Origin of the sequence: Streptococcus chenjunshii (assembly GCF_003086355.1) — a bacterium.
In the GTDB taxonomy this organism is placed as follows: domain Bacteria; phylum Bacillota; class Bacilli; order Lactobacillales; family Streptococcaceae; genus Streptococcus; species Streptococcus chenjunshii.
Window position 1 is genome coordinate 2,070,643 of sequence record NZ_CP031733.1, and the last position, 21,755, is coordinate 2,092,397.

The window sequence follows — 21,755 nt, forward strand, 5'->3', positions numbered from 1 at the left end:
TATTTTTTGTAAAATGGTAAGTGTATAAATAAAAATAGGAGTCTTTGATGAAGAAGATACTTTTGAGTCTGCTCGCTGCCTTTTTCCTAATCTTCGGAGGCACGGCCGGGGTAAGAGCAGATGATTATTTACGTGTCGGCATGGAAGCAGCTTACGCTCCTTTTAATTGGACACAGGATGATGACAGCAACGGTGCTGTTCCGATTGAGGGGACCAATCAGTATGCTAATGGTTATGATGTGCAAATCGCTAAAAAGATTGCCGCCTCTTTAAATAAAAAACTGCTTGTTGTCAAAACATCTTGGACCGGACTGATTCCTGCTCTGACATCCGGAAAAATTGACATGATTGCTGCCGGTATGAGCCCGACAGAAGAACGCAAAAAAGAGATTACCTTCTCAGACAGCTACTATACCAGCGAACCTGTTATTGTCGTCGCTTCTGACGGAGAGTATGCCAATGCAAAAAGCTTGGATGATTTTGCAGGCGCTAAAATTACTGCACAGCAAGGGAATTATTTAGTGAATCTGATAGGCCAGATTCCAAACGTTTCCGAGCAAACAGCTATGGGAGATTTTTCTCAGATGCGGCAGGCACTGTCCGCTGATGTGATAGACGGTTATATTTCGGAACGTCCTGAAGCCCGTACAGCAGAAGCCGCCAGCAGCAAATATAAAATGATTGCCTTCCCAGAAGGACAGGGATTCGAAACTTCCGAATCTGATACTGCTATTGCTGTTGGTCTACGTAAGGATGACAGTCAAACACTGGCTCAAGTCAATGACATTCTGGCGGGGATTTCTGAAGAAGAGCGGCTGGAACTGATGGACCAGATGATTGAAGAACAGCCCGCCGAAACGGCTGAAGAAGGTGAAGCACCTCATTTCTTCCAGCAAGTCTGGACCATTGTCCAAAACAACTGGCAACAGTTCCTCCGCGGTGCCGGCATAACGCTGCTGATTTCGGTTATCGGAACCGTTGCCGGTCTCATCATTGGTCTTCTGATCGGCGTTTACCGTACGGCACCTCTGGCGGCTAACCGCTTCTTAGCCCTCCTGCAGAAGGCTTTCAGTTGGCTGCTGACTGTCTACATTGAAGTTTTCCGTGGCACACCGATGATTGTTCAGGCTATGGTTATCTATTATGGGACAGCACAGGCTTTCGGTATTTCAATTGACCGCACACTGGCAGCTATCTTTATTGTCTCCATCAATACCGGAGCGTATATGAGCGAAATTGTCCGCGGCGGCATCTTTGCTGTTGATCAGGGACAATTTGAAGCTGCTACGGCACTCGGTTTTTCCCACGGCCAGACCATGCGAAAAATCGTCCTCCCTCAGGTTATCCGCAATATCCTGCCGGCAACCGGCAATGAATTTGTCATCAATATTAAAGATACATCTGTATTGAATGTTATCTCTGTCGTTGAGCTGTATTTCTCAGGAAATACTGTAGCAACTCAGACTTATCAGTACTTCCAGACCTTTACTATTATCGCTGTGATTTACTTTGTTCTCACTTTCACCGTAACACGTATTCTGCGCTATATTGAAAACCGATTTGACCAAGACAATTATACGACCATCGAAGGAGAAAAGAATTAATGACTGAGACGATTTTAGAAATCAAACATTTGAAGAAATCCTTCGGGAAAAACGAAGTGCTTAAGGATATCTCGCTTTCTGTCAGCAAAGGGGAAGTTATTTCTATCATCGGTTCTTCAGGCTCAGGCAAATCGACACTGCTGCGCTCTATCAATCTTTTAGAGGAGCCTACAGCCGGAGAGATTCTTTTTCACAATCAGAATGTACTGGAAAAAGGTTACAATCTAAATCTCTTCCGAGAAAAACTGGGAATGGTTTTTCAGTCTTTCAATCTTTTCGAAAACCTTAATGTGCTTGACAATGCCATTGTTGCTCAGACTACTGTCTTAAAACGCGATCGCAGCGAAGCTGAAGAAATTGCCAAGAAAAATCTGAATATAGTAGGAATGACTGAACAGTACTGGAAAGCTAAGCCAAAACAGCTCTCCGGCGGACAAAAACAACGGGTCGCTATCGCCCGTGCCCTTTCTGTCAACCCTGAAGCCATGCTCTTTGATGAACCCACATCAGCACTGGATCCGGAAATGGTCGGCGAAGTCCTTAAAACAATGCAGGATTTGGCCAAATCGGGTTTAACCATGATTATAGTGACACATGAGATGGAATTTGCCAAAGACGTTTCGGATCGCGTTATTTTCATGGATCAAGGTATCATTGCTGAAGAAGGGACCCCTCAACAGCTCTTTGAAAATCCCCAAGAAGAACGAACCAAAGCCTTTCTCAAGCGCTTTTTGAAATAAAAAACAGAGTCTTATACCAAAAAACCAGAAATCAACATGACTTCTGGTTTTTATATTGCAGTAACAGCAAGCTCACAAATCCTTTAATTCTGAACGCTGAAATTCTGACAGTTTTTTCTTACGCAGGTAACGTTTAAACCAGTCTTCCAACTCACAGCCGAATAAAGCTAAGAGCATCATCAGAAGAGGCAGAACAACTAAATGCATGCCCAAAAATAGAGAGACCGGGAGGGTAAACAGACAGGCTCCTAGTATAGGCAGCCATTTATTTATCCCTGTATAACGGATAATGAACCATTCTCCAAAAAATAAAGCAGCAGCAAGCAGTACAATCAGTATTCTCATGGCTCTACTTCCTTTCTTTACGATAAGCAGCAATTAATTTTTTGGCTGCCTCAAAGCTTATTTCGTCCTCCAAGGCCAAATCTTTGATTAAGCCGACATAGCCTTCGCTCTTAGATTTGACGGAGACTTTCTGAATTAACCGATCAAGGCGCAGGCGAATAGTGGGGTAAGAAACACCGTACTCCTTAGCTATTTTTTTCAGAGAACCTGAAGCGAGAATAAAACGATGCATAAACTCATAATCTTCCGGCTCCAGTTCAAACAGCCAAGATGGTATCTTTTCGTCTCCCATATCTGTCACCTTCTCTCTCCTATCAGTATAACACTAAACATTATGAAAGTAAATATTAATATTATTGAAAATAAACTTTATTTTATAAAAACAAAATGCCATTTACATAAAAAAAAGAATCAATAAAAAAAGAGTAGGGCAAGTTGATTAAGGAGATCGCAATCCCTCGCGCAGCAAGGGATAAGAACTTCCGAGCAGCCACTGCCCCAAACTTATATGTTTAAAAATAAAACGAGGCAGGACTTTGGCCCTGCCTCTTCATATCGATTAGTCTCAAATATTATTTCGCCTTCAAGGCTGACAGCACTTGTGTCCGAATATCCTCCACTCCATCAGGTTTACTAGGCAAAAAGAGTGTTTGATTGCCGGCCGCAGCAAACTGATTCAGAGTATCAAGATATTGGTTAGTCAACAGAATAGACATAATTTGCTCTTCTGTCATCCCGACATTAGCCAGCTTTAATTCCTGAATTGATTCTGCCAAACCGTCGACAATGGCCTTACGCTGCTGAGCAATACCTACACCGTGCAGCCGGTCTTTTTCTGCCTCAGCTTCTGCTGCAGTAACGATTTTAATCTTATCAGCGTTAGCCAGTTCCTGAGCAGCGACACGTTTCCGCTGAGCAGCATTAATCTCATTCATAGACTGTTTAACTTCCGCATCCGGTTCAACCTTAGTAATCAGTGTTTTAACAATGAGATAGCCGTAAGTTGACATTTCCTCTGCCACCTGATGCTGAACCTCCAGAGCAATCTCATCTTTTTTCTCAAACAGTTCATCCAGAGTCAGTTTTGGCACCGAGGAACGCAGAGCATCTTCAATATAAGATTTAATCTGTGCTTCAGGCCGCATCAGTTTGTAATAAGCATCTATCACATTTTGTTCATTAACTCGGTACTGCGTTGCTATATTCAAGGTCACAAAAACATTATCTTTTGTTTTGGTCTCAACCACAATCTCAGACTGCAAAAGGCGCAGCTGGATACGAGCCGCAATCTTGTCAATACCAAAAGGCAGACGGATATGAATCCCACTGGACGATGTCATCTGGTATTTCCCAAAACGCTCAATAATAGCAACAGACTGTTGCCGGACAACATAAAGCGTGCTGCCTATCACTATCAGGACAATAAAAAATAAAAATAAAAGAAAAATCAATGCAAACACCCTAAAACCTCCTCAAATTAAGATACAAAGGCCGTTAAGAAATCCGTATGAAAATAGGGAAGGACGAGCGATGATCCACATCGCGACGGACTTCATCTTTTTCACTAGGATTTTAGGCCGTGTTCAGTTCAATTAAGATACAAAGGCCGCTAAAAACGCAAAGTAAAAATAAGAGCCTGACCGCCGAGTCACTAAAGACCCAAGGGAAGGCTATACTCACAGAGCAGCCGCACTCGTACGTCAGCTTGCGCTTCCTACGATTGCGTCTCTGTTTTACGCAGCGTTTAGGCCAAGTTCCGTTTTTGTCTTATACAGATAATACAATTATAGTTTATTTGCTATTTTTGTCAAGAAAAAACCGGACGTAAAACTTTTGGCAATATCCGAAAACAATGACGGAACAGCCTAGACAAGCATATTATAAAGGCTCTCATTGCCGTGTAAATTAATATAAGACGGATCAAAAGCGGACAGGCGCTCAATAAGAGCAGCATAATCTTTCTTGTCCCCCAGCGTTATACCGATTAAAACCGGCCCAGTTCCTTTATTAGCCCGTTTAATATACTCAAAGCGCGTGATGTCATCATTCGGACCTAAAATATTATTGACAAATTCCCGTAAAGCTCCAGGCCTCTGCGGAAAATTAACAACAAAATAGTGCTTTACCCCATCATAAATCAGAGCGCGTTCTTCCATTTCCTGCATCCGGTTAATATCATTGTTGCCTCCTGAAATGATGCAGACAACTGTTTTTCCTTTGATGTCATCTTTCATAACTTCAAGAGCTGCTATCGAAGCCGCTCCGGCAGGTTCCGCAATAATCCCTTGTTTCGAATACATATCAATCAGCGTTTCAGAAATCAGCCCCTCATCAACCCCAATCAATTGATCAACATATCTTCTGGCCACTTCATAGGTGCTGCTGCCAACCTTTTGCACAGCAATCCCATCTGCAAATTTATCAATATGCTCCAACTTCACAGGATGGCCCTTATCAAAAGCCGCCCGCATGCTTCTGGCACCGCTCGCTTCGACTCCGATAACCGTAATATCGGGTGCCACATCTTTAAAATAAGTAGCAACTCCCGAAATCAAACCGCCGCCGCCAACAGGAACAAAGACACTGTCAAAATGAACTCCGTCTTTTTGTGCCTGCTCATAAATCTCATAGGCAACCGTTCCTTGACCGGCCTGGACATTGGGATCATCAAAAGGATCGATAAAAGTCATCCCCTCTGACTTGGTAAAATCCTGAGCCGCTTGTGCAGAAGCATCAAAGGTATCACCAACCAAACGAATTGTAACATAGGGGCCGCCAAAAAACTGCACCTGCCCGATTTTTTGCTGCGGCGTTGTGACCGGCATAAAGATGGCTGCCGGAATTTTCATTTCATGACAGGTAAAGGCCACCCCCTGTGCGTGATTTCCTGCGCTGGCACAGACAACACCGCGTTTTTTTTCTGCTTCAGTAAGTTGGGAAATAGCGTAGTAGGCGCCGCGGATTTTAAACGAACGAACCTTTTGGACATTTTCCCTCTTTAGATAAACTGTTGCCCCATATTTTTCTGACAGATAGCGGTCAAAATCTAAAGGCGTCTCCTCTACAACATCTTTCAAAACATCATTAGCTTTTCTGACATCTCGGGCTGTTATCATTTCTTAACCTCTTTTTTCACAATTTTCAGTTAATTTATTATAGCAAAAAAGCACTAAAATTCATAGTGCTTTTAAAATGAACCCGAGTAAGCTTTAAAGGACTTTCTTTTTTTTGGCTACTTTGCTAATTGTAATTTCCTGATTTCCTTTATAAGCACGCAGGCTGTCCATGAGCATCTTATCAGTCGTCTTAGACTTCAGATCAAGCAGATATTCCAGCTCAACATAGTCTTGCTTTTTAGCTGATTTAAGCGATAGACATTCACTTTCCCGGCAGAGGCTGCTTAAAATACTGTCCAGCTTCGTCTCATAATCCTCTTTATCCGCTACCAGTAATGAAAGTCGGCGTTTAGTCTGGCTGACTGCACCAAAACCAAACTGTTCGAACAGAAAAAGGAGGGCTGATAAAAAAACGGTGAATGCAATTGCCAAAAAGAGGTAGCCCATCCCAACAGCAATACCGCTGGCAGTTGCCATAAAAATGGCCAGCAGCTCCTTAGCTCCGCCGGCAGCAGAGCGGAAACGAATCAAACTAAAGGTCCCTGCTACTGCCACACTGGTCCCAAGATTGCCATTTACCATTAAAATAATAATGGCGATAAGACTGGGAAGAAGTGTTAAAGTAATGACAAACTCTTTGGTATAGAATGTTTTATGCTTATAAGCCACTGCTAAAAGCAGCCCCAGCCCCAGACTGGTTAAAAAAGCTAAGAAAAGTGTAGACGGCGAAAAATGAGCCTGTGTCTGCGAAAAGACATTATTAAATAAATCACTGAACAAGGGCTTTCACCTCACTTTTTTCCGCAACATGATTGCGGTAAGCCGTTCCGTATTTTGAAAAAGACTGGGCTTCGATTCGATATTTCTCTAAAAGTGCTGTCAGCCACTGAGGCATTTCTTCTGCTACTTTGATCTCCATAATCAGATCATCCTCTTCTAGGAGCGGACTGCCGTATCGGCCTGCGGTCAGTGAGACATTATCTGTTCGGCAGATCAGGTTTTGATCAAGTGTTAGCCGAAGCTTCCTGTCATCAATTCCTCTGAAGGAGCGCCGTTCATAGGAAATATACATCATCGGCTGCAGTTGCCCATAACGGCTGCGCAGGTGCTGCAGTTTTTTAGTCATCTCAATTTCGGCTGTTGTATTGTCAACCAGCCCCTTTGTCACATAATTCATGATAGATAAAGGGTTTGAAACGAGACGGAATTTATAGCCAACATCAAGTTTTTTTTCTTTGATTTCCAAAAAAGCCTGGCTTTTATCATTAGGCTGTTTGTCATAGGTGCGCATCCTAACTTTTTCCCGATTATATAAGTGCAGAATAGAATCCTGAATCATCTGGAAATCACTGTTATCAAAATAAACATTACTGATAGTTGAGATGGGATAATCGTCCTCCGATAAATAGTCTTGCCATTCTTTTTGCAGCAGTGCCAGCTGTTCTTTTGTCAGAATATATTTTGTCTCAATTCGCTTAAACTGCGTTTCTATCTTCTTTTTAGTTTTCATTATAAGCTCCCTTCTTCTACTTTTGTAGAATATTCCCAAAAAAGAAAAGACGATAATTCTACGTTTGTCGACTATAATTATATTCTACATCTGTCTTACAAAAAAGTCAAGAATAACGTTCTTACAGCAACAAAAAATCAAATACAGCTGAAACAGAACGTTACTGCAACTTGAAAAAGCGCCTGCTTCCTCCTCCAGATGAAACAAACGCTTTACTTTTTTTATTGTCGTTACAGAGCTGAAAATCTGCGATCAATCATCGTCATCATCAAAATCATCATCTCTGTCATCATCTTCATCGCTGCTTCTGCTTACCCCATCCGGTTGCTGAGTTTCTGTACCAGCAGACGAAAGGATTTGATTTGTCTGGGCTTCGTCGGTCAGAGCTGTTTCTTGATCATTAGCGCTGTCAGAAGCGGAAGCCGGAGCAGGAGCGGGCTCCTCTGCAGGTTGACCGGTTGATACCGGCTCCTCTTTTTCTTCATTCACATTTTTCGACACGGACGGTTTGGCAATCTGGCTGTCGGTTCCAGACAGATTTTGGCCTGCCAGAGCAAAAACAGATCCCGAACCAAGCAGTGAGAAGGACAGAAGCAGAATTAAAAAGGGTGACAGAAAAGCTAAAGACTTTCCGTTTTCCATAATCGTTAAAATTCGGCGCCGCAAATTAAATTTATTGGAATAAAAGCAAGAAGTCAGCATGCCAAAATTTTTACTGGAACGGTCAATCATGCTCAGAATCGTTTCACTGTAGTAAAAACGGTAGCCAGTGCCATGATAGCCAAGGACAGTTTCATCACAATAAGCCTCTGCTGCTTCCTGCATTTCCCGGCAGGCAAAATGCACAAGCGGGTTGAACCAATGCAGGGCCAAAATGGTAACGATAAATAAGTTGGTATATAAATCATGGTGCTTATAATGGACAAGTTCATGTTCAAAAATTAAATCCAACTCTTCATCGGTGTAATGAGCTGCAGGCAGCAAGATGACAGGACGGTAAAAGCCGGTCAACATCGGGCTCTTGATGACAGGACAAAGCAAAACATTGATTGGTCTGCTGATACCGAGCGCTGTTTTGCTGATCTCAAGCCGTTTTTGAATCCGTTTGTCTGTAACAGTTTGCCCCCAGTGTTTCAGCATTGCCCTGAAGCGATAATAAGCCAAAAACTGTCTGCCCAAAACAATAAGAAAGCCAAGCAGCCAAACAGCCAGAAGCAGATAAAGCCAATAAAACTGCTGGAACTTATCCCAAATACTGATATCCTGTGCTGCAGCTGCCACATTTGAAGAAGCAGAAGCCGAGCTCGCCGCCCATGACTGAAACTGTACTTCTACAATGCCCTGTCCAAAATGCGGCCGCAAAGGGATAAGCAAACTCACCAAGATCAACAGCCAAAGCCTATAGACCGTTTTAGCCGAAACTTTTGTTTTCAAAAGTAAAAGCAAAGCACTTAAAATAATAATAAAAAGTGATGTTAAAAGAACAGTGACTGTCAGTGAGAATAAAAGTTCCGTCATTGCTTTCACCTACTTTTCCTGTTTTCTTTCCTGTATCAGCTGGTTAATATCATTAATATCTTTTTCAGATAAATGATGTGTTGCAAAAAAAGATTTCATCAAATGGCCGAATGACTGCCCTTCATACCGGCTAAAGAAGTGGCCGGCCTCTACTTCCATATACTCTTCTTCTGAAATAAGTGCAGTATAGTGACCTTCCCGCCCCTTGCGCTCACTGCTTAAAAAGCCTTTCTCTATTAAACGGGCTAAAATTGTTAAAAGTGTCTGCCGTTTCCAATGATTGTCATCCCCTAAAGCCCCAATAATCTGTGAGGAAGTTACCGGATTGGGTAAATGCCAGATCGCTTTTAAAACGGTAAATTCCGCATCTGGTAAACGTTTCATCGCTTTCATAGCCAGTCCTCCTATGTCACTTTTATTCTACAATTGTCAAACAAAAAAATCAACTGACAGCCAATTAAAAATAAGCAAAATAGAAAACAGCCGACAGATGAAACCAACAGAAAAAATAATAAAACCAACTCGAGGCTGCAAAAAAACCGCGAAGACAAAACTCCGCGGCAGCACCAAGATATAAAGGACGGTAAGTCCGAAATCTTTGATTTCGCAGACGCACCTCTGCCAGGACGGCTAGAAGGGTGCGGTCGGCTGCTAAGACGACAAAGCCTTCAGACGGCTACGGCTGACGGTAAGTCCGAAATCTTTGATTTCGCAGACGCACCCCTGCCAGGACGGCTAGAAGGGTGCGGTCGGCTGCTAAGACGACAAAGCCTTCAGACGGCTACGGCTGACGGTAAGTCCGAAATCTTTGATTTCGCAGACGCACCCCTGCCAGGACGACTAGAAGGGTGCGGTCGGCTGCTAAGACGACAAAGCCTTCAGACGGCTACGGCTGACGGTAAGCCCGAAATCTTTGATTTCGCAGACGCACCTCTGCCAAGATAATCAGAAAGGTGAAATAAGTTTTTAACTTCTGCCCCTTTTTGTCATATTTGCGAAACACAGCAGCTAATGCATTTTCAAATTTTAAAATGCCTGCTGGGCTTGTGGGGGCGGAGACAATGAAATCCCCTTGAAAAACGTTCTGTCCGCTCCCAGAACGGCTGGGAAGCGAGACAGAACCCCATAATATTAAGGGGCACATCTCACTCCACAGCCTTTAAGACCACTGTATTTTTGGAAAAAGGTGTTCAGCCGGACAGCTTTTTTTAATTATAAATCTTAAAGGCGTCATCGTCGTCCTGACCAACAAACGGCATCGCTTTGCGCAATTCGGCACCAACCTTTTCAATTTCCAAATCTGCTGCCGCTTTGCGGTAAGCTTCCAAACGTGGGCGGCCGGCTTTATAGTCATCAACAAACTCCTGAGCAAATTTGCCAGATTGAATATCAGCAAGAACAGCCTTCATATTTTCTTTGACTTGTTCTGTAATCACGCGCGGTCCTGATACATAATCGCCAAATTCAGCTGTGTTTGAAATAGACTGACGCATTTTCTTAAAGCCGCCCTCATAAATCAGGTCAACAATCAGCTTCATTTCATGCAGAACTTCAAAATAAGCTAACTCCGGAGCATAGCCGGCTTCAGTAAGAACCTCAAAGCCGGTTTCAATCAGTGCGGTCAAACCGCCGCAAAGTACAGCTTGTTCCCCAAATAAGTCCTCTTCGGTTTCTTCTTTAAAGGTTGTTTCCAACAGGCCAACACGGGCTGCACCGACTCCTTTAGCCCAATCCATGGCAATATGCTTGGCATTGCCTGTAGCATCTTGATAAACCGCATAGAGAGCCGGAACACCAAAACCTTCTGTATAGGTACGGCGAACCAAATGTCCCGGACCTTTAGGGGCACACATGAACACATCCACATCAGAAGGTGCTTTGATATATTCAAACAAAATATTAAACCCATGGGCAAAGCCGAGGGCATTGCCTGCCTGAAGGTTAGGAGCAATTTCGGAGGCATAGAGATCTGCCTGAATTTCATCCGGAGCTAAAATCATGATAACATCAGCCAACTTGGTTGCTTCCGCTACTTCATAAACAGAAAAACCGTCTTCCTTAGCTTTATCAAACGATTTACCCGTCCGAACACCGATGATCACATCGTGACCGGAATCACGCAGATTTTGAGCATGAGCATGGCCTTGCGAACCATAACCAATCACAGCGATTTTTTTTCCGCTGAGAGCTGCTGTTTTAACATCTTTTTCATATTCCATTGTTACTGCCATAATATATTTCTCTTTTCTAAAGTATTGTTTATTGGTTTTATATGTGTTTAATCATTCTAAGAAAAATCTCTTGAAAATCCTGTTGCCCCCGTGCGGGCAAGGTTACGGATTCCATAAGGTTTTACAACACGGAGCAGCGCTTCGATTTTCTCAGCGTCGCCGGTCATTTGAATGGTAATCGATTTTGGAGCTACATCGACAACACTGGCACGGAAAGGCTGGATAATCGCCAAAATTTCAGCCCGCTTAGCTGCAGGAGCAGAAATTTTAATCAAGACCACTTCCCTTTCCAGATGAGGAATATCCGTAATATCACGGACACGGACAACATCTATCAGGCGGTTCAGCTGCTTGATAATCTGCTCAACCTCTTCGAGGGTTTCCACATCAATAATAATTGTAATCCGGGAGATATCTGGCTCATCAGTATGACCGACCGAAATCGATTCAATATTGACCTGCCTGCGCGAGAGGACTCCTGTGAAACGGTTTAGAACCCCTGTTGAATTTTGAAGCCTGGCTGTTAACATTCTACGCATTAAACTTCACCCCCAACATCTCACTATTAGCCTTACCGCTCGGTACCATCGGGTAAACATGCTCGCGATTGGAAATATTAATCTCAATCAGCATCGGTTTATTATCCTGAATCACCTGTAGATCTTTTTCCAGACTGTGAGGATCGGAAAACTTATAATGTGCGATACCATAAGCTTCTGCCAGCAGCTGAAAATTCGGCTCATCATCAAAGGTGGATTCACTGCGGTGCTCATTGTAGAAGGACTCCTGCCACTGGCGCACCATCCCAAGGGAATGGTTATTAATCAGGACAACCTTAATCGGAATACCGTAGCCATTTAAAATCGCCAATTCCTGATTAGTCATCTGAAAACCGCCGTCACCGACAAAAAGAATGACCTCTTTATCCGGATTAGCTAATTTTGCTCCGATAGCTGCCGGAATGCCGAAGCCCATCGTCCCAAGACCGCCGGAAGTGATAATCTGGCGTTCTTTCTTAAAAGGATAATATTGGGCAACCCACATCTGATGCTGGCCGACATCCGTTACGACAAGCGCATCCCCTTTAGTCAGCTTACCGATAGTTTCAATAGCATGCTGCGGTTTAATGATCTCTTCATCAAAATCATAGCCAAAGGGCGCCTTTTGTTTATTAGCTAAGACTTGCTCGGTCCACTCATCGTGTCTGGTTCTGACCTCATCAAAACTCAGAAGCAGCTCCAGAGCCTTTCTGGCATCCCCGACGACCGGAATTTGGGTCTTAACTACTTTGCCTATTTCAGCCGGATCAATGTCAATATGAGCAACGACTGCATTTTTGGCAAAGGTTGCCGGATTGCCGGTCAGCCGGTCGGCAAAACGCGAACCAAAGTTAATCATAAAATCGCACTGTGTCAAGGCCATATTGGCTGCATAAGAACCATGCATGCCTCCCATTCCCAGCGATAAAGGGTGTTCAATTGGCATGACACCCAAACTGAGAAGGGTTGAAACAACAGGGATGTTGTAACGTTCAGCAAATACCTGCAGTTCCTTAGAGGCACCGGCATAATTAGCACCGCCGCCAGCAACAATCAAAGGCTTTTTCGCTTTTTTCAGCTGCTGCAGAATTTTTTTCACCTGCAGACCATTAGGTTCAACAGTCGGCTGGTAGCTAGGGATATCAAGGCTGGGATCGTAATAAAAATCCGTTTTCTTCTCTGCAATATCTCTGGGCAGATCAATGACTACCGGCCCCGGCCGGCCAGTCGTAGCGATATGGACGGCCTCAGTCACGACACGGGGAATGTCCGCTACATCGCGAATTTGATAATTATACTTAGTAATCGGCATGGTTACCCCGATAATATCTGCTTCTTGAAAAGCATCTTTACCGATTCCCGGAGTAGCCACCTGACCAGTGAATACAAGCATGGGGACACTGTCTCCCATACCATCGGCAATCCCTGTAATGGCATTTGTTGCTCCGGGGCCGCTTGTCACCAAAGCCACGCCCAATTCCCCTGTTGATTTGGCAAAACCTTCAGCCTCATGGAGGGCTCCTTGCTCATGGCGAGCCAAAATATGGCGGATACCCTTAAAACTATAAATAGCGTCATAGAGCGGCAAAACAGCCCCTCCAGGATAGCCAAAAATCGTTTTAATTCCCAAACTTGCCAGGGTCTCCAGAACCAATTCAGAGCCATTTTTTTTCTCTTCTAATTTAACTTCTTTCACAAGCTCCTCCTTATGCAGCTTTCCCTGAAATTGTCGAAAAATTCAAACACCTTGTATCTATGATAACACTTTTAAGAAATAAAGCAAGGCCAGATGAAAACAGCCTGTAGGCTGGGTTTACCTGCCTTCTTTTATCTCTGCTTTTACATGGCGAGTGACTGTTCAACAAAATCTTATACCCATGTTATCACATTGAAAAATATTGTCAATAGAATTTTCAGAAAATTTTGATTTCATTTTGCAGTCTCTAAAAATTGACTGCAGTAAAAAAAGCCTGCCGGCAGAACCTCCGGCAGACTGTCTCTATTCATTCAAGGAGAGATTATTCAACACTCATCAAATAAGGATAAACAGGCTGATCCCCTTGATGGATTTCAGCTTCAATATCGTCATAGCGTTCTTCCAGATAAGCAGCAATCTCTTTGGCTGTTTTCTCTTTTCCGCCTTCACCGATATAGATAGTAATGATTTCACTGTCCTCATCAATCATTTTAGCGAAAGTCTCCTGTAAAACAGTTTTTACATCCGTATCAGAAGCCACAATCTTGCCATCAACCATTCCCAGAAGGTCATCTTTATGAATGTCGAGACCATCAATACTGGTATCCCGTACTGCAACAGTGACACTGCCGCTGACAACATCATTCAGGACAGCAGACATCGCTTCAGTATTTTCATCAAGCGATTTTGACGGATCAAAAGCTAAAAGACTGGTAAAACCTTGCGGTACAGTCTTGCTGGCAATAACAGCAGCTGGGATTCCAACAACTTCAGCAGCAGACTGAGCTGCCAGCAAAATATTCTTGTTATTAGGTAAAATAATGACCTGTTTAGCATTGACTGCTTCAATAGCTTTGACAATATCTTCGGTTGACGGGTTCATCGTCTGACCGCCTGAAATGATATAGTCCACTCCCTGTGATCTGAAAATCTCAGCCAGCCCGTCACCTGCAGCAACGGCAAGCAGGCCATATTCTTTAGGGGCCTCTGCCGATGAATCCAGTGCCAGTTTTTCTTCTTTTTCAACCTGTGCTTCATGCTGGTTCCGCATGTTGTCTACTTTTACTTTGACCAGCGAGCCATACTTCAGGCCTTCCTGCATAACCAGTCCGGGATCTTCCGTATGGACATGCACTTTGACTATATCATCATCATTGACAACCAGCAGAGAATCGCCTAAACCGCTCAGATAACCCTGAAATTCATCATAATTGAATTCTTTCACATAGGTCGGACCCTGCTTAAGGGCCACCATGATTTCTGTGCAGTAGCCAAAAGTAATTTCGTCAGTCGCTACATGTCCGGCAACTGACTGATGATGGGCAGCATTGATCATTTCTGACATGTTGGCAGGGGTTGCCTGAAAGTCCTCCGAAGCGATATATTCTCCAGTAAGGGCAGCCAGAAAGCCTTCATAGATAAAGACCAGTCCCTGACCGCCTGAATCAACCACACCGACTTCTTTTAAAACCGGCAGCATCTCCGGCGTTTTAGCTAAAGCCCGTTTAGCACCATCAAGAGCAGCCTGCATAACAGCAATAGCATCATCCGTCTCTTCCGCTTTTTTTAAAGCACCTGCTGCTGCACCGCGGGAAACAGTCAGAATAGTTCCCTCGACAGGCTTCATAACAGCCTTATAAGCCACCTCGACACCTGCCTGAAAAGCCAAGGCCAAATCTTGTCCCGTCAGTTCTTCTTTATCACGGATAGCCTGGCTGAAACCGCGAAAAAGCTGTGAAGTGATTACTCCAGAGTTGCCGCGTGCGCCCATTAACAGACCCTTCGCAAGGATCTGACCGACTTCCCCAACAGTATTTGCCGGCTTGTCAGCAACTTCTTTAGCGCCGTTGTCCATAGTCATTCCCATATTGGTCCCTGTGTCACCGTCCGGAACAGGAAAAACATTAAGGGAGTTAACATATTCTGCTTGTTTTCCCAGGCGTGTGCTGGCAGCCTGGATCATCTCTTGAAATAAACTTGTTGTAATATTTGACACTAATCTTCTCCTACAACTTTGATATTTTGGATATAAACATTTACCGTATCAGCAGAAAGCCCTAGCTGCTTCTCGAGATTAAATCTGACACGCTCCTGAATATTTTTGGACACTTCGCTTATTTTGACGCCGTAACTCATCACTGTGTAAACATCTACAGTGATGCCAGTCTCTGCAGACTTTACAACAACGCCTTTGGCATAGTTTTCTTTGCGTAAGAGTGCCTGAAAATTATCCTTTATTGCACTTTTGCTCGCCATCCCTACAACACCGAAAATTTCTGTTGCTGAGCCGCCGACAACCGTCGCAATAACATCATCAGACAGCTCAATCTGCCCGTCTTTTGTATTAATTTTTACAGTCATACTGACTACCTCTCAAGTTTTTATCAGTTTATTTTATCATATTACAGCGAACTTGTAAAAAAATAGCCTGCCTGACCCGGTAACTTATAGACCGGAGACAGCCTGACTAACATATAAAAACAGTGTTTTTGATATTCTTTTATAAATAGTATTCTGTTCTGCAAAAAAAGCCGGGCATTCACCCGGCCTTTTATCATTCATTAAACCCGTTCAACTTTTCCGGACTTAAGTGCCCGTGCTGATGCCCAAACTTTTTTAGGTTTTCCGTCAACAAGAACAGTAACTTTTTGCAGATTTGGTTTCACGGTACGTTTGGTCTGATTCATCGCATGTGAGCGATTGTTCCCAGATACCGTTTTACGCCCTGTAAAATAACATACTTTTGCCATTTTTATCTCTTTCCTCCTACTTAGATTCAGGTGCTTAACACCACATACTAGACTAGTATACCAGAATCTCTTTTTTTTGACAACAGCCTTTTTACTGCTATCTGACCTGTCATTCGAAAGTGATAATGTCTCAGTTAGGTCAAAAGTAGTAATGTCCCGGATGGATGAGGAAGCCAGCATCAGATGACAGAGCAAGTACCTATGTTTGGGTAATTGCACTGGGATAAAAGGTTTATTATAATAAATTTGGTACATCTATGTTTATGAGGAGGATTGAATGAAGACAGAACGATTGATTGGCATCCTTTCAGTTCTGCTTCAAAGGGATAAGGTCACCGCTCCGGAACTTGCGGAACTCTTTGAAGTGTCTCGAAGAACGATTAACCGGGATATTGAAACCCTTTGTACCGCCGGAATTCCTATTATGACTGCACGAGGCGTAAACGGCGGGATTCAAATTATGGATGGTTACAGAGTAGACCGCACTGTCCTTTCAAATTCAGATATGCAGGCAATTCTAAGCGGATTGAAGAGCCTCGATAGCGTGAGCAGGACGAATCGCTACTTGCAGCTTATGGAAAAACTGTCGGCAGGGACAGCATCTTCTCTTTCGGGAGATAATCATATTTTGATAAACTTATCTGCATGGGATAAAGCCGCAGTGTCTAAGCGTATTGAACTGATTCATAAGGCGATTGAAAGCTGCAATTACCTATGTTTTCACTATTCGTCACCTTCCGGCGAAAGCAACCGGAAAATTGAGCCTTACTATTTGATTTTCCAGTGGTCAAACTGGTATGTGTGGGGCTGGTGCCTGAAACGTCAAGATTTCAGATTATTCAAGCTGAACAGAATGACAGCTGTCTCTGCTGGGGAACGTTTTACAAAACGCGACCTTCCGTATCCTGACTTATCAAATGACAGACTATTTCCGCATAACCACATGGTAAAAGCGATTATCCAGCCTGAATATCGCTTTCGCATACTGGATGACTATGGAGCAGAATCTATTGCAGAGCAAGCAGACGGCACCTTTCTGTTTTCATTTGGCTTTACTGATTTTGAAAGTATAATATCTTGGGTACTGTCTTTCGGTAAGGGGATTGAATTGCTTGAACCCCATGAACTGAGAGAAGGCTTAAAACATTTTGGAGAGGATTTAGTAAAAAAATATTCTTAAACATGACACACAGATGTCCTGTTCTCTTTGTTATGATGAATTTATAAAGAGTAGAGAGAGTAATGAAATGCGGTTAGACGGATTTGGTATCTTTGTAAACGATATGAAAACTATGGTTCATTTTTATCGAGATGTCCTAGGCTTTGAAATCCAGGAAGAGGATGATGCCAGCAATGTTTATTTAAAAAAAGACGGGACATTGTTTCTCTTGTTTCGCCGCAGTGATTTTGAAAAAATGACAAAACAGCGCTTTGCATATACTAATGGCATCAATGGCCATTATGAGATTGCTTTGTCTGTCGATAATTATGATTCGGTTGATGAAACTTATAATGCAGTACTTGCTAAAGGAGCAGTATCAGTCATGCCGCCGACCACTGAGGAGTGGGGTCAGCGAACATGCTATATCGCTGATCCGGAAGGAAATCTGATTGAGATTAGTTCTTTCGTAAAGGAGGTATAAGATGGTGTTTGACTACAAAAAAGAATATAAAGAATTCTATATGCCAAAGAACAAACCCAGTATTGTCAATGTGCCAAGCATGAATTATATGGCTGTTCGCGGACAAGGCGATCCAAATGACACAGACGGTTTCTACAAACAGTCTATCGGTCTGCTCTACGGAGTCGCTTTCACCATCAAAATGAGCAAAAAAGGCAGTCATCGCATTGAAGGATACTTCAATTATGTTGTCCCGCCGCTTGAGGGCTTTTGGTGGCAGGAAGGCGCAAACAGTATTGACTACGCCCATAAAGATGACTTCAATTGGATATCCGTAATCCGTCTTCCGGATTTTGTGACACAGACTGATTTTAAATGGGCGATTGAAGAGGCAGCAAAGAAAAAGAAAACAGACTTCTCTAAGGTTGAGCTTTTAACTTATGAAGAGGGACTGGCTGTCCAATGTCTGCATGTTGGCCCATACGATGAGGAACCCGCTACCATTTTATTAATGCATGAGTTTATGGAAAAGCAGGGATACACGCTTGATATCACAGACAAGCGGCTGCATCACGAGATTTATCTGAGTGATGCCAGAAAAGTGGCTCCCGAAAAACTGAAAACTATCATCAGACATCCCATACGCAAGCACTAGACTGAAAGATTAAAACTTAAACACCTTAGCTTCTGACTAGAGTATTTTTGGGGAGGCTGGCTGAACAAATCCAAACTGTTTTTGGAAACAGTGAGGACACTAAGTTAGCCATGCATTCATCTGGCAGCAGCATTTCGAATTTAGAAGTAACAACACAGCGGAACGGCTGTCAGGCAAGGATAAGGACCGAAAAATGAACAAAAACAATTGCCGTAAAATCCAAAACAGCAGAGGTGAAATAAATACTGAAAGGCTGGTAATCATCATTTAAAATCGTTTTTTAGTGTCACCTTTACTGAAAGGTCAATATACTACCTGTTCATTAAGAACACTTCAGGAACTTTGAAATAAAGGAATAAAGGTTGGCCAGCTAAAACAAAAAAAGAGTGGGACAAAACCGTTAAATTGTCATAACAATGACGATTTCGATTTTGTCGTCCCACTCTTTTTAGGTTTATTTCGGCTCTATAATTTCTGTAGTGGGTAACTCCACTCTGGAGATTATGGAGCTTTTTGACTGTAGAAAAAAAATCCCATATGACTTATAATGAAAAGCGTTCAAACAACTCATTAGAAAGGCTCATATGGAACATCTTAAGCATACCACAGAATTAATCGGAATGAAAGACCCAAATATCATCATAGGGAGTGCTGTTAAATACGATAGTCATATTGTCATCAACGCTATGCTGGATTATCCACCAAAACAGTGTCCTCTCTGTAATCACCACATGATTAAATATGATTTCCAAAAGCCATCAACCATTCCAATCTTAGATATCCAAGGCATGCCAACCCTCCTTAAACTCAAAAAAAGACGCTTCCAATGCAAGTCCTGCCGTAAAGTCAGAGTCGCTCAAACAAGTTTGGTTAAGAAGAATCACCAAATCTCACATCCTGTCTGCCAGAAAATCACCCAACTTCATACCGAAAAACGGACCAATACAGACATCGCTAAAGCCCTTCATATCTCCGTTTCTGCCGTCCAACGACAGTTAGAACTATTGACCTTCAAAGAGGACTTTTCAAGACTTCCTGAGGTCTTATCCTGGGATGAATTCTCTTATCAAAAAGGAAAACTCGCTTTTATCGCTCAAGATTTTCAAACCAAAAAGATTATGGCCATTTTAGACAACAACCGGCAAACAACTATCAAGAACCACTTTTTTAAGTACTCTCGAAAGGGTCGTGAGCAGGTTAAGGTCGTGACCGCAGACATGTCTGGAAGCTATATCCCCCTAATCAAAAGATTATTTCCAAACGCCAAGATTGTGTTGGACCGTTTCCACATTGTGCAGCACCTAGGACGTGCTATGTTGGCTACCAGAATTGCCATCATGAAAACCTTTGATAAAGGCTCATTACCTTATCGTGCCTTAAAAAATCACTGGCGACTCTTCCAAAAAGAGAGTCGGAAGCTCTCTGACAAACCCTTCTATTCACGAACTTTCAGACAGACTTTAACACCTCGTGAAATCATTGAGAAAACATTAAATCTCTCAGACGAACTTCGCTATTACTATGATCTTTATCAGCTGCTCTTATTCCATTTTCAGCAAAAGAATTCCAAGTACTTTTTCGAACTGATCGAAGAACACATGGGCACGGTCAACTCAGTGCTTCAAACGACCTTTAAGACCTTCAAGAAATACAAAAAAGAGATTATCAACGCCCTTGAATTCCCCTACTCCAACGCCAAACTCGAAGCTACCAATAAGATTATCAAAGACATTAAGCGAAATGCCTTTGGTTTTAGGAACTTCAAAAACTTTAAAACTAAAATTCTAATCGCTTTGAACATTCAAAAAGAGAGAACCTCTCTGATTCTCTCTCGGGCTTAGCTATAAGTCACCCACTACAGTTGACAGTGAGCCTTTATTTTGTAATGCCGACTGCAGGGGTCGAACCTGCGACCTACGCGTTACGAGTGCGTTGCTCTGCCAGCTGAGCTAAGTCGGCTTCAGCCACTCAACAGATACCATTTTATCATTTTTTTGAAGATTGTCAAATATTTCTTTTTCATTCATTTCTGAAAGTTCCTTTCAGCGGAAGGCAGGTCTTATCTTAAGAAACGCCCAAACGAATTGCTTCTATTTGAAAGACTGCCTTAGCTGGTTTTTGTGAAATAGTCGGCCGCTTCTGTCTCTGGCTGGATACCGATTTTAATTGTTAGAACTCATTTTTATGCTGGTTAATAAATTGGCAAATGGCATTCAGTGCCCGCTGAATATTGTCAATCTGACAGTGAAGACTGCCTCCGGTTTTTTCAGTAAAAAAAGAGGTCTGAACACTTTTTGCCTGAACGAGTTTATTTTTAAGCTCTTCTAAACGGTAAGAAGGGACGTACATATCCTGACTTCCTGCTAATAAGAGACAGCTTTGTTCAATCAGCCCCAACTGACGGTCAATAGTGTGAGCACTGATATTGCGGATAAAGTCATAAGCTGTCTTTTCTCCTGTTATTCCTTGACCGTGCATCAGCATCCAGGACAGACTGGTGTTATTTTTGGCCTTATGGGCAATGACAGCATTAATTAAAGCTCTTTGCCTTAAGAATAAGCCGGTTTTCAAGAGAGTAAACTCGGCAGCACTGGTCTGTAAACGCAAAGCATCCATGGCTGAATAGAAAATATCGAAACAGATACACAGCTTTATGCGTTTTTCAAAAGCCGCCGCTCTTAAGACAAAGCTGCCGCCCCATGACACTCCGATTGCTGCAACACTGTCCAACTTAAAATAATCTAAGACAGCCGCAACAACCTTTTCATAATCTGCTTGAAAATAAAGTTTTTGCGCTGGCACAAAGCCTTGTCCGGGGCCGTCAAAAATTAAAAGGTTGCATTGCAGCTCCTCCTGCAGAGGTAAAAACCAAGAGACCAGCTCTTCCATATAGGAGTCAAAGCCTCCAATAACCAATAAAGTTTTGCTGAACTCAGCTTTTTTCAGCCAGACCGCCGGCAGCACTCCCTGCTCATAAGGGACACTGTCATACTGCAAATCAGCATTCTCGTAAAACCGTTCAAAACAGTGCCTGAAGCACTGATAAGCATCAGCTTTTCTCTTATCTAAAAAGGAGAGGAAGAATAAAGAAGACCGATAATAGGTCATCGCAACTTCCAACAGGCCTTGCTTTTCATAGCTTCTTGCCTTTTGATTCCACCATTGGTACCATGATTCAAAGTCATGGACGGACTGTCCAATTTCTAATAAATCCGCTTCTACTTCTCGGTACTTGCTTTTGAGCGGTCCTGTCAATCTCAAAATTTGAAAATCAAACAGCAAAATTCCTGTATACTGTTTTATCATATTGTTTTCTCCTTTTAAAAAGTGCTATAATTGTGTCACATTATGATCATAGCATGATGAAAAACAAATACAAGGTCTTCACAAGAAGTGCTACAAATTACTGAAATAATGGCAGGAGGGCGC

20 protein-coding genes, 1 tRNA gene and 1 pseudogene are annotated in these 21,755 nt (G+C 42.8%); 6 read left to right on the top strand and 16 right to left on the bottom strand.

What is annotated here, in order from left to right:
• Positions 1–47 precede the first annotated feature (47 nt).
• Both DDV21_RS09900 and DDV21_RS09905 read left to right on the top strand, forming a co-directional pair.
• Positions 48–1,604 carry an ABC transporter substrate-binding protein/permease gene (locus tag DDV21_RS09900; protein ID WP_116878442.1) on the top strand — a complete coding sequence of 519 codons (1,557 nt, stop codon included), beginning with the start codon at positions 48–50 and terminating at the stop codon, positions 1,602–1,604.
• Positions 1,604–2,344, top strand: a complete 741-nt coding sequence (locus tag DDV21_RS09905) for an amino acid ABC transporter ATP-binding protein (protein ID WP_116878441.1) — start codon at positions 1,604–1,606, stop codon at positions 2,342–2,344. The genes DDV21_RS09900 and DDV21_RS09905 overlap by 1 nt, the downstream gene beginning before the upstream one ends.
• Positions 2,345–2,416: 72 nt before the next feature.
• Here the strand turns inward: DDV21_RS09905 and DDV21_RS09910 are convergent, their stop codons facing one another.
• From DDV21_RS09910 to rpmB, 14 genes and pseudogenes are all read right to left on the bottom strand, one after another.
• A complete protein-coding gene (locus DDV21_RS09910) occupies positions 2,417–2,689 on the bottom strand; it encodes a hypothetical protein (protein ID WP_116878440.1) in 273 nt (90 codons plus the stop codon).
• Between the two features lie 4 nt (positions 2,690–2,693).
• Entirely contained in the window at positions 2,694–2,981 is a 288-nt protein-coding gene (locus DDV21_RS09915; protein ID WP_116878464.1) for a DUF2089 family protein, read from the bottom strand.
• 280 nt (positions 2,982–3,261) lie between these two features.
• Positions 3,262–4,149, bottom strand: a complete 888-nt coding sequence (locus tag DDV21_RS09920; protein WP_116878439.1) for an SPFH domain-containing protein — start codon at positions 4,147–4,149, stop codon at positions 3,262–3,264.
• Between the two features lie 405 nt (positions 4,150–4,554).
• Positions 4,555–5,805: a threonine ammonia-lyase IlvA gene (gene ilvA, locus DDV21_RS09925; RefSeq protein ID WP_116878438.1), complete on the bottom strand. Its 1,251-nt coding sequence runs from the start codon at positions 5,803–5,805 to the stop codon at positions 4,555–4,557.
• Between the two features lie 93 nt (positions 5,806–5,898).
• Positions 5,899–6,585, bottom strand: a complete 687-nt coding sequence (locus tag DDV21_RS09930; RefSeq protein WP_116878437.1) for a DUF4956 domain-containing protein — start codon at positions 6,583–6,585, stop codon at positions 5,899–5,901.
• Positions 6,575–7,315 (bottom strand): polyphosphate polymerase domain-containing protein, encoded by a 741-nt coding sequence (locus DDV21_RS09935; RefSeq protein WP_116878436.1) that lies wholly within the window; start codon positions 7,313–7,315, stop codon positions 6,575–6,577. The genes DDV21_RS09930 and DDV21_RS09935 overlap by 11 nt, the downstream gene beginning before the upstream one ends.
• A 252-nt stretch (positions 7,316–7,567) precedes the next feature.
• Complete coding sequence (locus tag DDV21_RS09940) at positions 7,568–8,833, bottom strand: M56 family metallopeptidase (protein WP_142917740.1); 1,266 nt, start codon at positions 8,831–8,833, stop codon at positions 7,568–7,570.
• A gap of 9 nt (positions 8,834–8,842) precedes the next feature.
• Positions 8,843–9,226, bottom strand: coding sequence for a BlaI/MecI/CopY family transcriptional regulator (locus DDV21_RS09945; RefSeq protein ID WP_116878434.1), 384 nt, complete (start codon positions 9,224–9,226; stop codon positions 8,843–8,845).
• Between the two features lie 815 nt (positions 9,227–10,041).
• Positions 10,042–11,076: pseudogene (gene ilvC, locus DDV21_RS09955) on the bottom strand (ketol-acid reductoisomerase); the annotation flags it as partial.
• A 44-nt stretch (positions 11,077–11,120) separates the two neighbouring features.
• Entirely contained in the window at positions 11,121–11,603 is a 483-nt protein-coding gene (gene ilvN, locus DDV21_RS09960) for an acetolactate synthase small subunit (RefSeq protein WP_116878431.1), read from the bottom strand.
• Positions 11,596–13,299, bottom strand: coding sequence for an acetolactate synthase large subunit (locus tag DDV21_RS09965; RefSeq protein WP_116878430.1), 1,704 nt, complete (start codon positions 13,297–13,299; stop codon positions 11,596–11,598). Before DDV21_RS09965 ends, ilvN begins: the two co-directional genes overlap by 8 nt.
• Positions 13,300–13,621: 322 nt before the next feature.
• Entirely contained in the window at positions 13,622–15,295 is a 1,674-nt protein-coding gene (locus tag DDV21_RS09970; RefSeq protein ID WP_116878429.1) for a DAK2 domain-containing protein, read from the bottom strand.
• A complete protein-coding gene (locus DDV21_RS09975) occupies positions 15,295–15,660 on the bottom strand; it encodes an Asp23/Gls24 family envelope stress response protein (RefSeq protein WP_116878428.1) in 366 nt (121 codons plus the stop codon). The genes DDV21_RS09970 and DDV21_RS09975 overlap by 1 nt, the downstream gene beginning before the upstream one ends.
• Before the next feature lie 200 nt (positions 15,661–15,860).
• A complete protein-coding gene (gene rpmB / locus DDV21_RS09980) occupies positions 15,861–16,049 on the bottom strand; it encodes a 50S ribosomal protein L28 (RefSeq protein ID WP_116878427.1) in 189 nt (62 codons plus the stop codon).
• 277 nt (positions 16,050–16,326) lie between these two features.
• On the opposite strand from rpmB, the gene DDV21_RS09985 reads away from it, so the two are divergent.
• The 4 genes from DDV21_RS09985 (at position 16,327) to DDV21_RS10000 (ending at position 20,167) form a co-directional block, all read left to right on the top strand.
• A complete protein-coding gene (locus DDV21_RS09985) occupies positions 16,327–17,229 on the top strand; it encodes a helix-turn-helix transcriptional regulator (RefSeq protein WP_116878426.1) in 903 nt (300 codons plus the stop codon).
• Positions 17,230–17,296: 67 nt separating this feature from the next.
• Positions 17,297–17,692, top strand: a complete 396-nt coding sequence (locus DDV21_RS09990) for a VOC family protein (protein ID WP_116878425.1) — start codon at positions 17,297–17,299, stop codon at positions 17,690–17,692.
• Position 17,693: 1 nt separating this feature from the next.
• Positions 17,694–18,326: a GyrI-like domain-containing protein gene (locus DDV21_RS09995; RefSeq protein ID WP_116878424.1), complete on the top strand. Its 633-nt coding sequence runs from the start codon at positions 17,694–17,696 to the stop codon at positions 18,324–18,326.
• 584 nt (positions 18,327–18,910) lie between these two features.
• On the top strand, positions 18,911–20,167 hold the full coding sequence (locus tag DDV21_RS10000) for an ISL3 family transposase (protein WP_117287796.1): 1,257 nt from the start codon (positions 18,911–18,913) through the stop codon (positions 20,165–20,167).
• 45 nt (positions 20,168–20,212) lie between these two features.
• On the opposite strand, the gene DDV21_RS10005 is transcribed toward DDV21_RS10000, so the two are convergent.
• Positions 20,213–20,285: transfer RNA gene (locus DDV21_RS10005), tRNA-Thr, on the bottom strand.
• 210 nt (positions 20,286–20,495) lie between these two features.
• Complete coding sequence (locus DDV21_RS10010) at positions 20,496–21,632, bottom strand: alpha/beta fold hydrolase (RefSeq protein ID WP_116879084.1); 1,137 nt, start codon at positions 21,630–21,632, stop codon at positions 20,496–20,498.
• Positions 21,633–21,755 lie beyond the last annotated feature (123 nt).

What these genes read in the sequence shown, in the direction of transcription:
- DDV21_RS09900 (WP_116878442.1), top strand. Translation starts at nt 48, where the DNA reads ATGAAGAAGATACTTTTGAGTCTGCTCGCTGCCTTTTTCCTAATCTTC.
- DDV21_RS09905 (WP_116878441.1), top strand. Translation starts at nt 1,604, where the DNA reads ATGACTGAGACGATTTTAGAAATCAAACATTTGAAGAAATCCTTCGGG.
- DDV21_RS09910 (WP_116878440.1), bottom strand. Translation starts at nt 2,689, where the DNA reads ATGAGAATACTGATTGTACTGCTTGCTGCTGCTTTATTTTTTGGAGAA.
- DDV21_RS09915 (WP_116878464.1), bottom strand. Translation starts at nt 2,981, where the DNA reads ATGGGAGACGAAAAGATACCATCTTGGCTGTTTGAACTGGAGCCGGAA.
- ilvA (WP_116878438.1), bottom strand. Translation starts at nt 5,805, where the DNA reads ATGATAACAGCCCGAGATGTCAGAAAAGCTAATGATGTTTTGAAAGAT.
- DDV21_RS09935 (WP_116878436.1), bottom strand. Translation starts at nt 7,315, where the DNA reads ATGAAAACTAAAAAGAAGATAGAAACGCAGTTTAAGCGAATTGAGACA.
- DDV21_RS09940 (WP_142917740.1), bottom strand. Translation starts at nt 8,833, where the DNA reads ATGACGGAACTTTTATTCTCACTGACAGTCACTGTTCTTTTAACATCA.
- DDV21_RS09945 (WP_116878434.1), bottom strand. Translation starts at nt 9,226, where the DNA reads ATGAAAGCGATGAAACGTTTACCAGATGCGGAATTTACCGTTTTAAAA.
- ilvN (WP_116878431.1), bottom strand. Translation starts at nt 11,603, where the DNA reads ATGCGTAGAATGTTAACAGCCAGGCTTCAAAATTCAACAGGGGTTCTA.
- DDV21_RS09975 (WP_116878428.1), bottom strand. Translation starts at nt 15,660, where the DNA reads ATGACTGTAAAAATTAATACAAAAGACGGGCAGATTGAGCTGTCTGAT.
- rpmB (WP_116878427.1), bottom strand. Translation starts at nt 16,049, where the DNA reads ATGGCAAAAGTATGTTATTTTACAGGGCGTAAAACGGTATCTGGGAAC.
- DDV21_RS09985 (WP_116878426.1), top strand. Translation starts at nt 16,327, where the DNA reads ATGAAGACAGAACGATTGATTGGCATCCTTTCAGTTCTGCTTCAAAGG.
- DDV21_RS09990 (WP_116878425.1), top strand. Translation starts at nt 17,297, where the DNA reads ATGCGGTTAGACGGATTTGGTATCTTTGTAAACGATATGAAAACTATG.
- DDV21_RS09995 (WP_116878424.1), top strand. Translation starts at nt 17,694, where the DNA reads ATGGTGTTTGACTACAAAAAAGAATATAAAGAATTCTATATGCCAAAG.
- DDV21_RS10000 (WP_117287796.1), top strand. Translation starts at nt 18,911, where the DNA reads ATGGAACATCTTAAGCATACCACAGAATTAATCGGAATGAAAGACCCA.
- DDV21_RS10010 (WP_116879084.1), bottom strand. Translation starts at nt 21,632, where the DNA reads ATGATAAAACAGTATACAGGAATTTTGCTGTTTGATTTTCAAATTTTG.